We start from the raw sequence: 12,596 nt of genomic DNA, 5'->3' as shown, positions 1-12,596 counted from the left end.
GAGGATAGGCGAGGGGCATGGGGGAAGATGGGACGGGTGCCGTTGGGGTATCCGGGCACTCTTGATAAGGACACTCATTCCATGGCGTTGACACGCGAGCAGATAGTAGAGGCGGCCATGGGAATTCTGCGCGAATACGGGCTGGCCGACCTCTCCATGCGCCGCTTGGCGCGCGATCTCCAGGTGCAGCCAGGAGCCTTGTACTGGCATATCAAAAACAAGCAGGAACTGCTGACCGTTCTGGCCGGAATGATCCTGGACACGGTTGGTGAGCCGGCGTCTCTGCGGGAGCTGGCCATGGCTATTCGTACAGCGCTATTATCGGTGCGCGACGGCGCTGAGGTGGTGGCATTGGCTCAGGTGCTGGTGCCACACGCCGATTCGCCGCTGCTTGCGGTGCGTGCCTTGATGGCCGTGCAAGGAATGTCTGCGCCTGCAGATCAGTGGGCTGCCGAGGCGCTCATTCACTACATTATTGGTGCCGTTACGCAGGAACAGACCCGGGCGGGGCTTGTCCGCGCGGGCCTTCTGGAAGAACCGGACCACGACGCCGACGCGGCCTTTGACTTTGGCCTGGGGATTTTCCTGGCGGGGCTCAAGATCTCAGGCGAGTAAATCTGCCTGACGTTGCCCGGTTGCCCGGCTGGAACTGTTGGCCCTGTTGGATGGCCTGTGTGCTGTGCGCGGCGTGCCTAAGCTCGCCCAGCACGCAGAGGCGGACCGGAAGTACTATTTGGGCCAAATCATCTAGAGGACTCCTCGTCAAAGAGAGCTAAGTGTTGAGCGTGATAGTTCGAGGCCAGGTTGCCTGTGGGCGGACCGATAATATGTGATCGATAACAATGGATGAATGTTACCCACCTGTTTCTTTTGTTCCAGTACAAGGCACGCATAACTTGATGTCAAGGGATGTCTCTTGATGGGCGCCGTGTGACTCGATGTGTCACTGGATGTACTCCAAATGTGTTGAGCGTGTCCACTGCGGAGTGGTTTGTGAAAAAGTGACTATCCTTACGCTGTGGCCTGGTTTAACCGACGGGGTCAATCTCGCCGTCTTTCGCCCTCAAAGACTGGGGCGAGGCGGCCAGATCCTGCTACATTGGCGTCATGAAAATGCGCCGATACAGTGAAGTGGATGTCTTCTCCGAAGAGGCGTATCGGGGCAATGCGTTAGCGGTTGTTCACGATGCCGATGGTTTGAGTGCCGAGGAGATGCAGCGCTTCGCCACTTGGACAAATCTGTCTGAAACAACGTTTATTCTCGCCCCAAGCGTTCCGCAGGCCGACTACCGGGTGAGGATCTTCTCAGCCAGGGAAGAGCTTCCCTTTGCCGGCCATCCAACGCTTGGATCCGCCAAAGCATGGCTGGAGGCCGGTGGCTCACCACGGAGTGGCGGCATGCTCGTGCAGGAATGTGCAGCAGGCTTGATCCCCGTCCGAGTCGCGGATGGTCGAATCGCTTTTGAGGCGCCGCCGCTCACTCGGTACGGGCCCGTAGATGAGATGCTCGTTCACCGAGTAGCAACGATCCTAGGTATCTCCAGGGGCAAAATCATTGATGCTTCGTGGCTGGTCAATGGCCCCCAGTGGATTGGTGTCCGCTTGTCCTCGGCGCGGGAAGTTCTTGGTCTACGGCCCGATCCGGGGAAGGCCGGTGATCTTGAGATAGGAGTGGTGGGCCCCTACGGACCCGGGGAAGAATCCCAGTTCGAAGTACGTGCCTTCATCGGAGAAGATCCCGTATGGGAGGACCCCGTAACCGGAAGCCTCAATGCTGGCCTGGCCCGCTGGATGATCGACACCGGGGCAGCAGCCAACCATTACGTTGCGTCGCAGGGAACGGTACTGGGGCGCCAGGGCCGAGTGCATGTGAGCCTCAATGACGGGGCAATCTGGGTGGGTGGCCATGTCACGAGCTGCGTTGAGGGAAGCGTCAGGCTGTAGCTGGCTATGGGGTGAGGTCCCGGAACGGTAATGACCGTTCGCCAGAGAATTCAACCCTGCTCCGCAGAACCGTAGAACCGCAGAACCGCAGGTCAACGGCTGAACCTTTCTGGGAGAAAATGGCTCTACCTTCAGATATTTCATTTTTCACTAGCCCCGTTGAGGTTCAGCGCAATGATTCTGTCGTCGCCCTGTCCCGGATTGCCTCGGCCGTCGGTATTGTTGGTCAGCAGCCACAGGGAACCGTCCGGGGCCAGGGCGCTGTCCCGGATGCGTCCATACTTACCGGTAAACCAATCCTTGGCCGTTGTGGGATCAGTAGCGGGGATCCTGCGCAGCACCTCCCCGCGTAAATTGGCAACGTACAGTGCGCCGTTGGCGTAGGCGATGCCGCTGGGGCTCGCCTCCTCGGGGCGCCACTGCTGCACTGGATCGGTGAACGCTTCAGTCCTGGCGATTCCTTCCACTGTGGGCCAGCCATAATTGTTCCCTGCCGTGATGATATTGAGCTCATCCCACGTGTTTTGGCCGAATTCTGTGGCGAATAACGTCCCATCCTCTGTCCACGCCAGGCCCTGCGGGTTGCGGTGCCCGTAGCTGTAAACGTAGGAGCCGGGAAAAGGATTATCTGGAGGCACACCGCCGTCGGGGCTCATACGCAGAATCTTGCCGCCCAGCGAGTGAAGATTCTGGGCCAGTGAGCGTTGGCCGGCGTCCCCAGTAGTTGCGTAAAGGAGCCCATCCGGACCAAAGGCGAGGCGGCCGCCGTTGTGATTCCCGGCTGCTGGGATCCCCTCGAGGAGGCTCTGCGGCGCGCCCAGTGCCAGCGACCCTGCCGTGCCTGTGACCTCGAAGCGTTGGATGCGGTTGCCTCCCGCGCCCGTGGAGTATGCGTATAAGCGGTTTTGGGGATCAACCGTCAAACCGAGCAAGCCACCCTCGCCCCCGTGCAGCACTCCAGGGACAGTGCCGATGGTGCGTGGTGTGCCGTCGGCGGAGAGTTCCATAATACGTCCGCTGTCCCGTTCGCTGACCAGAGCGGCGCCGTCCAGAAACGTAATGGACCAGGGTGCTTCCAGTCCTGACGCCACCTGTGAAACACGGCCCCAAGGTGCGGGCTGGGTGGCCGTGGGCTGTATAGGCGTGGACTGTGTGGGCGTGGACTGTGTGGGCGTGGACTGGGCCGAGGCGGACCGCGTGGGAGTAGGTGGTTCGCTGGCGCAGGAGGCCATCAGCAGGCAGGAAATCAGTGCGGCCATGATGGCTCGCAGGGCACGCATCCAGCTCATGGTGGACTCCTCATAGTGGTCTGTCCCGTGTTTTGCCCACACTATCTGACCCACCAGCAGGCAATTGCCTGCGGGACGCGCCCGACGGCGCAAGACGCGCCCGCCCTGCGCAGGTGAGCGTGCGGCGGTAGGTTCGCAGACGGCGTCGCCCGCGGGTAAATAGCGCTGTAAATAAGGCGGGCAAATAACGCGAGCAAAAGCCCTTCCGCGCCCACTAGCTGGTGTTACTATGTAGTGGTAGTCAATACTACTTAGTAGCAAGGGGATGTTGCCTGTGGGCAAGCAAATGACCGAGATGCTCAAGGGAACGCTCGAGGGGATTGTTTTAGCCACGCTCGCCGTGAAACCCGCCTACGGGTATGACATGACGGCGAGGTTACGTGAGCAAGGCTTTACGGATATTGCCGAGGGAACCGTCTACGCGCTCTTGGTGAGAATTGAAAAAAACGGCCTGGTTGAGGTCGAAAAGGTGCCCTCCGAGAAAGGGCCGCCACGCAAGGTGTACGCCTTGAACGCTCAGGGGCGGGACTACCTGGCGGAATTTTGGAAAACCTGGAGCTTCCTCTCGCAGCGGCTCGAGACGCTCCACCATGGAAGGAATGAAGCATGAGCTGGATTGAAAAAGTTACCGGACCGCTCGAGCAAAAGAAGGCGTACCGGGACTACAAGGCGCGGGTGAAGGCTCTGCCCGGCGGGTATCGCCAGGCGGCGGCCGCACTGGAGCGCTACCTTATGTTCATGGGGCCCAGCAATGACGGAAAATCTCTCATCGCAATGCTGGATGACCTGGTTGAGCTGCTTGAACAGAGCGCGGCGGCCGGTACCCCCGTCCGCGATGTGCTCGGGGCCAATCCTGTGGAGTTCGCGGAGCTCTTTATGGACAACTACGGTGGCGGCAGCTGGATCAGGAAGGAGCGGGCCCGGCTGAGTACATCGATCGAGCGGGCGGTGGCGCAGGGGCAGGAGCCATGAACGCCCCGGCCCCCATGATCCACGTGCGGGCATGCACAAGTCTTACAAGAGCGCGAAGGGGTTGCGCGGTGTCAACCGTGAGGTTGCCACAGGCAGCATTCTCGCCCTGCTTGGCGCCAACGGTGCCGGCAAAACCACTCTCATCAAGATCCTTTCCACCCTGTTGAAGCCCGACGCCGGAGCTGGCGCCGTCAATGGCTTTTCCGTCACCACCGCGCCGGCCCAGGTACACGAGTCAACAGGTACGCGAGTCAATCAGCCTCACCGGCCAGTTCGCCGCCGTGGATGAGATCCACTCGGGCCTTGACCCGCAGGCACGCCTGGAAGTGTGGGCGGCTGTGAAGGAACTTGCTGTCCAAGGGGCCCCCGTGCTGCTTGGCCGCTCCCTGCGGCACATCACCCGCTGCCCGGACACCATCATCACCACCACTGTGATGCCGATCGCCTCGGGTGGGGCCTACACCGCTTACCGGCTCTTCCATGACTTAAAGGGTGGCATCTTTGGGCGTTTCCAATCCATGCCGATTGCCCGCCCATCCGTCCTGTGGGCGCACGTCTCGACGTCCTTGGTGGCCAACCTGGTCTCCGTTATTGTGGTGGTGCTCGTGGCCCTGATCATGGGCTTTAGATCAGGAGCCAGCGTATTGGCCTGGCTGGCTATTACCGGGATTCTGGTGTTATTTACCTTGGCTCTGACGTGGCTGGCCGTCTTTGCCGGACTGTCCGCAACAACAGTTGATGGTGCCAGCGCTTTTTCCTATCCGCTGATGTTTCTGCCCTTCATCAGCTCGGCGTTTGTGCCCGCTGCGTCCATGACTGGAGCGGTCCAGTGGTTCGCGGAGCATCGGCTTGTCTCCTCCATTGTTAGAGCGATCCGGGAACTGCTGGCGCAGGCACCGGTGGGTGGCACCATCTGGGTTGCGCTTGCTTGGTGCGGGGGCATCCTGATGGTGGCGTACACCTTTGCCTTGGTGGCCTACCGCAGGAAGTTTCTTTAAGGCCGCGGCTGGCGTTCTAGCTCCTCTGCAGCCGCGGTGATGCGCTTGGACATGGAAGAAAAGATCTGGCCGTGAAAGGGGAGAATGGCCAGCCAGTACAGGCGCCCAGCTAGGCCGTGGGGGAAGAACACAGCGCGCTGGATGTAGTGGCTTCCGGTACCAGCAGGTTCCACCGAGAATTCCAGCCAAGCACGCCCCGGGGCTCGCATTTCGGCGCGCAGGCGCAAGAGCTGGTTGGGGACTATCTCCTCAACCCGCCACCAATCCACAGCGTCGCCAAGGGCCAGATTCTCGCGGCTACGCCGGCCACGGCGCAACCCGACTCCGCCCATTAATTTATCCATGATGCCGCGCAGTGCCCATGCGCTCGGTAGGGAGTAATAGCCAGTTTCCCCGCCGATGCCTTGAATGACCTTGAAAACGCTGGCGGGGCTGGCCTTCGTTTCGCGTTTGCGCACGTCAGTCAGGACAGTATGCCCCGTCCATTGAGGATCTGAGGGCAATGGATCCGCAGGAGCTTCCAACGCGTGGGCTGTGACCCAAGTGGTCTCCACGGTGTCCTCCCGCAACTTGGTCAGCGCCAACTCCACCGCCTGTGAATAGTCCATCAGCCCGCCTTCCGGGCGGTCAATAATAGTGTCAATGTCACGGTTCTCCATGACACAGTCATGCTGCAGGGATTCGACCAGCGGAATGGCCAAGGATCGCGGAATGGGGGTTACCAAGTTCACCCATTGTGCGGCCAGCCACGGCGTCAGGACCGGTAACGGGACTATCTGGGGACGCCGAATATGGGCAGCATCAGCATAAAGGCGCATGAGATCTCCATAGCTATGCGCCTCCGGGCCGCCAATATCGAATCGCCCAAAAACCTCAGGCGGGAGTGCAGCGGCTTTGGTCAGGTAGTGCAGGGCGTCCCGGACCGCGATGGGCTGGACTCGGTTGAGTACCCATTTGGGGGCGGGCATTACAGGAAGCACGTCTGTGAGGTGCCGGACCATTTCAAAACTAGCCGAACCGGAACCGATGATCAGCCCTGCCTGTAATGTCAGGGTAGGGATGGAGCTAGATTCTAGAATCTCGCCCACCTTGACCCTGGAGCTCAGGTGCCTGCTCAGCGGACCCTGTGGGTGCAGGCCGGAAAGGTAAATCAGCCGCTTGAGCCCTTTTTCCTTCGCTGCGGCTGCTACGACCTTCGCGCAGCGTTCCTCGACCGGGCCAAAATCTTGGCTTCCGCTCATGGAATGCGCCAGATAGTACAGAACCTCCGTACCATCACAGAGTTCTTCCACCGCGTGCGGATCTGCCAGATCACCGACAACCACTTTGACGTGATTACTCCACGGCACGTCCCGTAGGGCATTGGCCCGTCGCGTCAATACACGCACATCATGACCTTGTTGGAGCAGAATGGGAATCAGACGCCCGCCAATGTATCCCGTGGCGCCCGTGACAGCAATGTTACTCATAAGGTTCACCTACTCGACAGTTGTTAGTTACTTACCCCATAATGTATCTAGATAGGAGAGCAATCAACCCATCGAGGTAAAAAATGTCAGAAACTTTCCAAGATCCCGCCAAAGAGGGCGCATCACGGCTGCTACATGAGGTTCTTCTCTTTAATGATTCGCTGAAGCACTCCTTGTGCCGCGAGCTCGAAATCAACGAAACAGATTTTGACGCGCTGCAACACCTCACCTTTGGAACGCCTCTGACACCGAGCGAGTTGGCCGCAAAACTGCGGGTATCCACTGCAGCCACCACCGCGCTGATTGACAGGCTCAGCGCCCGCGGCAGGGTTGTTCGCACACCCAACCCCGCAGACCGAAGAAGTATCTTGATTCGTCCCAGTACCGGCACAGTGGAACTGGTAGTGGCGGCCATGCGTCCGCTTTTTGACGCTTCCAGTGAATCAATGAACAACATCTCCGCTCATGAGCAGCAGATAGTGACAAGCTATCTAGAACATGTACTCGCAGCAATTCATGGCCGCATTGACACCTTGGCAGCGGCCGCGACGGCGAAAAGGGGAACACAATTATGAGCTTGTCGACCTGGACCACCACCACCACGCCGCAGCCAGCTGGTTTTAGCACCGAGCAGGAAGCGGCCTTTGACGCTAGTGTGCGCGGAGAACTTTCCCAGATAGTGCAAAACTACACAACAGACGCCGCACAGTATTCGCCGGCAACAGAAGTTTTATGGTCACGGATTGGTGGATCGCTGCACGGCGGCAAACTGACCCGTCCCCGCCTAGTAAAACTTGGCCATGACGCCTTTGCTCGAGAAGGGTCTGCAGCGTTGCGCGGGAGCAGGCCAAGCAATGACCGGATCGTCAGTATGGGTTGCGCTTTTGAACTGCTGCACACCTCGTTGCTCCTTCATGACGATGTGATTGATAGGGACTTCACGCGCAGAGGGCGCCCCACCCTTTCCGCCCTGTACCGTGATGATGCCCTCCACACCGGCGAGAGCTTGATTGATGCCGAACATGCAGGTCACAGTGCCGCAATCATCGCCGGAGACTTGCTGCTCTCTGCCTCCATTTCACTGGCGCTGCGCGCCGGCGGCTCCCATCCGCACGCGGCAGCCTTGGAGAGTTCCTTTCAGCGGGCCATCCATCACGCAGGCGCTGGGGAGCTGGAGGACCTGCTGTATTCGCTGGGCCGAACCCCGGCAAAGGTTCGGGATGTGTTGCTCATGGAGGAGCTCAAAACGGCCTCGTATTCCTTCAAATTCCCACTGCACACAGGTGCGTTGTTGGCCGGTGCGAGCATGGAGGCGGCTGAGGCACTGGCTAGTATTGGCGGCCAGCTCGGGGTGGCGTATCAGCTGATCGATGACGTTTTGGGAACTTTTGGGGACCCAGCCCGGACCGGAAAGTCAATAGACTCTGACTTGCGTGAGGGGAAAAGTACCATCTTGACCGCGCTCGTAGCCCAACAGCCCGAATTCGGGGCGAGCCTGAGCATGCTGCGCGCCCACACCGACTCCGTGGAATCGCTTCGTTCGGTTTTGGAAGCTGCGGATGTGGAAGCCCAGGCGCGGGCTCTTGCTCAAGACTTGTGTGAGAAGGCGATCGTGTCTGCACAGCAAATGCGGTTACCGGAACATGTGAGCGAACAATTCCAGGACTTCGCGCTACTCATTTTGAACAGGGGGGCCTAAATCATGAGTCATGACACAACAGAGCATTCATCGGCAAAAACAGGTCCGCGCACAGAGCGTCTGACGCCGTTGGAGCTGTACTCAGCCACAGCAAGACGCAGCGCCGGGGTGGTCATCAGTGCCTACTCAACATCCTTTTCGCTGGCTTGCCGGATGCTGGGGCAGGCGTCACGGACACATATTGCCAACGTCTATGCCTTGGTGAGACTTGTTGATGAAGTGGTGGATGGCGTGGCCAGGGAAGCCGGGCTGAGCGTAGCCGCCACGGAGGAAGCGCTGGACCGGCTGGAAGCGGAGACTGAGGCGGCTCTGCTTAGCGGATACAGCACCAACATGATTGTGCACGCCTTTGCGTGCACAGCAAGGCAGTGCGGCATTGATTCCACCTTGACGCGCCCATTTTTTGCCTCGATGCGCAAGGATTTGACTGTCTCTGACCATGATGAGGCTTCACTTGATACCTACATCTACGGATCCGCCGAAGTGGTGGGGCTGATGTGTTTGAAGGTTTTCCTCTCCTCTCCCACGGCAAACGCTGGCCAGAACGCCGAAGTGGAAGCTGCCGCTAGACGGCTCGGAGCTGCCTTTCAAAAGGTCAACTTCCTGCGTGACCTGGCCTCGGATACAAGCGAACTGGGCCGTAGCTATTTCCCCGGGCTGGATCCGCAAGACTTCTCTGAAGAACACAAGGATCAACTGGTGGCTGAAATCCGTGCGGACCTCAACGCCGCAGCACAGGGGATACCTTTCTTGCCGTTACGTGCAGCTGTGGCAGTGTCCGTGGCTCATGGTTTGTTCAGTGAGCTCAACACTCAGCTGGACCGCACCAGCGCAGCAGAGCTGCTGGGGCGGCGCGTGTCAGTAGCGCCATTGCACAAAGCAGCCATCGCGGTTCGGGCATTGTCCGCGCAGACCCTGACACGGCTGCGCCGATGAGCCAGAACAAACAAGGAGCACAGCACACCGTGAAGACCAACAAGAAACAGACTCCTGCGGCGGGGCCACAGCAGGTGGTGGTGATCGGGGGAGGCTTTTCCGGGCTGGCCACCGCGGGCTTATTGGCGGCCTCGGGCCACAAGGTCACCTTGTTAGAGCAACAAAAGCACCTAGGTGGACGTGCCGGGCGCCTGCACCGAGACGGGTTCAGTTTTGACACCGGACCCTCTTGGTATCTGATGCCTGAGGTCATTGAACACTGGTTTGAGCTGATGGGCAGTTCTACGCAGGAAGCCTTGGACCTGGTGGCGCTGGACCCCGGTTACAGAGTGTGGTTTGCCGGAGAGTCCGGGCCCGTGGACCTTTCCACTGGAGAAAACGCCGACGCCGTCTTTGAAGGCTTGGCGCCCGGGGGCGGTGCAGCACTGAGCCAATACCGTGAACAGGCCAAGGAAAGCTACAACCTTGCCCTGCAACATTTCCTCTACGACGATTTCTCTTCCATTAAATCCTTCATCAACCCCCATACGTTGAAGCTGCTGCCACAACTTGCGCCGCTTCTGGGCACCTCCTTGGAGAAGCATGTAGCCAAGCGGTTCACCGACGGTAGGCTCCGCCAGATCTTGGGGTATCCGGCAGTTTTTCTAGGATCCAGCCCGCAGCGAACCCCCGCCCTGTATCACTTGATGAGTCATCTGGACCTCACCCAAGGTGTTGGGTACCCCATGGGAGGCTTTGCCGCCCTGGTTGATGCTATGGAGCAGATCTGTCTTCAAGCGGGTGTGGAGATCATCACCGAGGCTCAGGTTGAAGGCATAGATGTTGCTACCACGGGCAAACCCCAGGTCCAGGCTGTCCGGTGGATTAATACCGCTAGGTCCGGGATAAAGCACAATGTTCAAGAAGCTGACGTTGTCGTGGGCGCAGCCGATCTGCACCATATCGAAGCGGACTTGCTGCAACCGGAATTCCGTGCACATTCGCAAGCCTCGTGGAAACGCCGGGACCCCGGCCCCAGCGCCGTGCTGCTGTGCCTAGGTATTAAGGGGAAAATTCCACAGTTAGATCACCACAATCTTTTCTTCACCAAAGACTGGGAGGAAAATTTTGCGCGGATCCATCAAGGCCGAGACCTCGAACCGGAAACCAGTGTGTACGTGTGCATGCCCAGCCACACTGACCCTTCGGTGGCACCCGCCGGCCACGAGAACCTCTTTGTCCTAGTCCCCGCACCGGCACTGCCCGCGTGGGGAGGCGGCGGACCAGACGGCACGGGCGCCGCGCAAGTGGAGGAAGTAGCAGACGCCGCGATTGACCAGATTGCGTCCTGGGCCGGGATCCCTGACTTGCGCGAACGTATTGTGGTGCGTCAAAGCTACGGACCTGCTGACTTCCTCAACACCGTCAACGCTTGGCAGGGTGGAGCCTTGGGCTTGGCCCACACACTGCGTCAGAGCGCATTTTTTCGGCCGGCAAACCACAACCCCAAGGTTGCTGGCCTGCATTATGCTGGCAGTTCGGTACGCCCTGGGATCGGTATCCCCATGTGCCTGATCAGTGCCGAACTTGTCACCAAACGCATCAACGGGATCAAGAAACCCGGTCCGCTGGAATTTGGTCCCGCCATTCAAAGCGCTGCCAAGAGGCGGGCAGAGCGGTGACGTACTTGCTGATTCTGTTGGTACTCATTGTTTGCCTGGCGTTACTGGATGCCAGATACCGCCTGTTCCTCTTTTCCCAACCATTACCGGCAGCGGTCTCACTGCTGGGTGGGACCGGCATTTTCCTGCTCTGGGATGTCATCGCCATAGAACAGGGCATCTTTTTGCACCTTGATTCTCCTCTCATGACGGGGATCATGCTGGGCGATCAGCTGCCGATGGAAGAAGCGTTTTTTCTTTTCTTCCTCTGCTACCAGAGCATGTTGGCAGTGCTAGGATTCCTGCGCTGGAGCGGATACCGGAAACTGCTTAAACTAGAGCACTCACCTAGTTCCAATGGCCCGGCTCAGTCCCAGCGCGCAGATCAGGGGGAGCTGTGAGTTTTGCCTTGCTTTCGCTGTATTTCTTGGCCGGTTCGGTGTTGTTGCTTTTTATAGCACTTTGGGTGCGGCGCATCAGTTTGCGCAGTGTAGCGCCAGCGCTGGGCATTGCCTTGCTGGCCCTGGTGTTACTGACGGCTATTTTTGACAATGTGATGATTGGCTCAGGCCTTTTTGCCTATGCCGAAAAGACCCTACTGGGCGTGCGGGTGGGGCTGGCCCCCTTGGAAGACTTCAGCTATCCGGTGAGTGTGGTGTTTTTCGCCCCGGCGCTGTGGTGGCTTGCCGGCGGCCGCCCACCGGGCGCGCCCGCACCTGCGAGGTCTGTGGAACAGCAGCCGGCGGCCAAGATAACAGCAGCTAAGACAACAAGGAAAGGGCTCTGAATTTTGCTGCGTGAACTCTTCGCCACCTCCCGCCCGGTCTCGTGGGTCAATACCGCTTACCCCTTTGCTGCCGCGTATTTATTAAGCACGGGTGCCATTGACTGGATCTTTGTGGTGGGCACACTATTTTTCCTCATTCCCTACAACTTGGCCATGTACGGAATCAACGATGTTTTTGATTACGAATCCGATCTGCTCAACCCGCGCAAGGGTGGCGCGGAGGGTGCGCTGGTGGATCCGAGCAAACACCGCAGAATACTCTTTGCGTGCGTTCTAGGGCTGCTTCCCTTCCTCATTGTGTTGGCTGTGGTGGGCTCTTGGCAGGCGAACCTGGTGTTGCTGTTCTCCATGGCGGCAGTGGTGGCCTACAGCGCCCCGCATCTGCGGTTCAAGGAACGCCCCTTTCTGGATTCAATGACTTCCAGCATCCACTTTGTCTCTCCCATGGTCTACGGGCTGGTCCTAGCGGGAGCCCATTTCAACACCGAATTGGTTGCCGTGACTGCTGCATTTTTCCTTTGGGGCGTTGCATCCCAGGCCTTCGGCGCGGTTCAAGACATTGTTCCTGACCGGGCGGCCTCGCTAAGTTCCATTGGCACGGTGCTGGGTGCCCGGTTGACTGTGGGGTTTGCGGCTGGCGCCTATGCGGTAGGCGGCATTTTGTTGTTGTTCACTGATTGGCCAGGCCCCTTAGCCGCGGTGTTGGCACTGCCCTACATCTTGAATGTGTTGCCGTATCTGTTTTTACGGGAGCAGGATTCTGGCCGGGCGCACGCTGGCTGGGTGCGTTTCTTGTGGCTCAACTACATGACCGGTTTCTTCATCACCATGATTCTTATTTGGTACGCCTTTATCCGATGAC

At 59.0% G+C, this 12,596-nt stretch carries 14 protein-coding genes and 1 pseudogene; 13 read left to right on the top strand and 2 right to left on the bottom strand.

The window, feature by feature from the left end; translation table 11 throughout:
• Positions 1 to 81: 81 nt before the first annotated feature.
• A complete protein-coding gene (locus CVS29_RS15020) occupies positions 82 to 615 on the top strand; it encodes a TetR family transcriptional regulator (protein ID WP_110107191.1) in 534 nt (177 codons plus the stop codon).
• Positions 616 to 1,107: 492 nt separating this feature from the next.
• Complete coding sequence (locus tag CVS29_RS15015) at positions 1,108 to 1,944, top strand: PhzF family phenazine biosynthesis protein (protein WP_110107144.1); 837 nt, start codon at positions 1,108 to 1,110, stop codon at positions 1,942 to 1,944.
• A gap of 140 nt (positions 1,945 to 2,084) precedes the next feature.
• Here the strand turns inward: CVS29_RS15015 and CVS29_RS15010 are convergent, their stop codons facing one another.
• Complete coding sequence (locus tag CVS29_RS15010; RefSeq protein WP_245932264.1) at positions 2,085 to 3,233, bottom strand: PQQ-dependent sugar dehydrogenase; 1,149 nt, start codon at positions 3,231 to 3,233, stop codon at positions 2,085 to 2,087.
• Between the two features lie 274 nt (positions 3,234 to 3,507).
• On the opposite strand from CVS29_RS15010, the gene CVS29_RS15005 reads away from it, so the two are divergent.
• The 4 genes and pseudogenes from CVS29_RS15005 to CVS29_RS14990 all read left to right on the top strand — a co-directional run bounded on the left by CVS29_RS15005 (position 3,508) and on the right by CVS29_RS14990 (position 5,203).
• Positions 3,508 to 3,843, top strand: a complete 336-nt coding sequence (locus tag CVS29_RS15005) for a PadR family transcriptional regulator (RefSeq protein ID WP_110107189.1) — start codon at positions 3,508 to 3,510, stop codon at positions 3,841 to 3,843.
• The gene (locus CVS29_RS15000) at positions 3,840 to 4,205 is read left to right on the top strand and encodes a DUF1048 domain-containing protein (RefSeq protein WP_110107143.1); all 366 of its coding nucleotides are present in this window, start codon (positions 3,840 to 3,842) and stop codon (positions 4,203 to 4,205) included. The genes CVS29_RS15005 and CVS29_RS15000 overlap by 4 nt, the downstream gene beginning before the upstream one ends.
• A gap of 31 nt (positions 4,206 to 4,236) precedes the next feature.
• Positions 4,237 to 4,582, top strand: a pseudogene (locus tag CVS29_RS14995) (ATP-binding cassette domain-containing protein); the annotation flags it as partial.
• On the top strand, positions 4,574 to 5,203 hold the full coding sequence (locus tag CVS29_RS14990; RefSeq protein WP_245932273.1) for an ABC transporter permease: 630 nt from the start codon (positions 4,574 to 4,576) through the stop codon (positions 5,201 to 5,203). The pseudogene CVS29_RS14995 and the gene CVS29_RS14990, both read left to right, overlap by 9 nt.
• Here the strand turns inward: CVS29_RS14990 and CVS29_RS14985 are convergent.
• Positions 5,200 to 6,672 (bottom strand): SDR family oxidoreductase, encoded by a 1,473-nt coding sequence (locus CVS29_RS14985; RefSeq protein ID WP_110107140.1) that lies wholly within the window; start codon positions 6,670 to 6,672, stop codon positions 5,200 to 5,202. The two genes, CVS29_RS14990 and CVS29_RS14985, sit on opposite strands and share 4 nt — an antisense overlap.
• Positions 6,673 to 6,755: 83 nt before the next feature.
• Between CVS29_RS14985 and CVS29_RS14980 the strand changes: the two genes are divergently transcribed.
• From CVS29_RS14980 to CVS29_RS14950, 7 genes are read left to right on the top strand one after another with little or no spacing between them, the layout of a single operon-like run.
• Positions 6,756 to 7,247, top strand: coding sequence for a MarR family winged helix-turn-helix transcriptional regulator (locus CVS29_RS14980; RefSeq protein ID WP_110107139.1), 492 nt, complete (start codon positions 6,756 to 6,758; stop codon positions 7,245 to 7,247).
• The gene (locus tag CVS29_RS14975) at positions 7,244 to 8,371 is read left to right on the top strand and encodes a polyprenyl synthetase family protein (protein WP_110107138.1); all 1,128 of its coding nucleotides are present in this window, start codon (positions 7,244 to 7,246) and stop codon (positions 8,369 to 8,371) included. Before CVS29_RS14980 ends, CVS29_RS14975 begins: the two co-directional genes overlap by 4 nt.
• A gap of 3 nt (positions 8,372 to 8,374) precedes the next feature.
• The gene (locus CVS29_RS14970; RefSeq protein ID WP_110107137.1) at positions 8,375 to 9,307 is read left to right on the top strand and encodes a phytoene/squalene synthase family protein; all 933 of its coding nucleotides are present in this window, start codon (positions 8,375 to 8,377) and stop codon (positions 9,305 to 9,307) included.
• Positions 9,304 to 10,968, top strand: a complete 1,665-nt coding sequence (crtI, locus tag CVS29_RS14965) for a phytoene desaturase family protein (RefSeq protein ID WP_110107136.1) — start codon at positions 9,304 to 9,306, stop codon at positions 10,966 to 10,968. The genes CVS29_RS14970 and crtI overlap by 4 nt, the downstream gene beginning before the upstream one ends.
• Entirely contained in the window at positions 10,965 to 11,348 is a 384-nt protein-coding gene (locus CVS29_RS14960; protein ID WP_110107135.1) for a lycopene cyclase domain-containing protein, read from the top strand. Before crtI ends, CVS29_RS14960 begins: the two co-directional genes overlap by 4 nt.
• Complete coding sequence (locus CVS29_RS14955) at positions 11,345 to 11,734, top strand: lycopene cyclase domain-containing protein (RefSeq protein ID WP_110107134.1); 390 nt, start codon at positions 11,345 to 11,347, stop codon at positions 11,732 to 11,734. Before CVS29_RS14960 ends, CVS29_RS14955 begins: the two co-directional genes overlap by 4 nt.
• A 3-nt stretch (positions 11,735 to 11,737) precedes the next feature.
• Positions 11,738 to 12,595 (top strand): prenyltransferase, encoded by an 858-nt coding sequence (locus CVS29_RS14950; protein WP_110107133.1) that lies wholly within the window; start codon positions 11,738 to 11,740, stop codon positions 12,593 to 12,595.
• Position 12,596 lies beyond the last annotated feature (1 nt).

Origin of the sequence: Arthrobacter psychrochitiniphilus, assembly GCF_003185915.1 — a bacterium.
Lineage (GTDB): Bacteria > Actinomycetota > Actinomycetes > Actinomycetales > Micrococcaceae > Specibacter > Specibacter psychrochitiniphilus.
The sequence above is the reverse complement of the archived record's forward strand: the minus strand, read 5'-3'. Positions and strand labels throughout refer to the sequence as shown.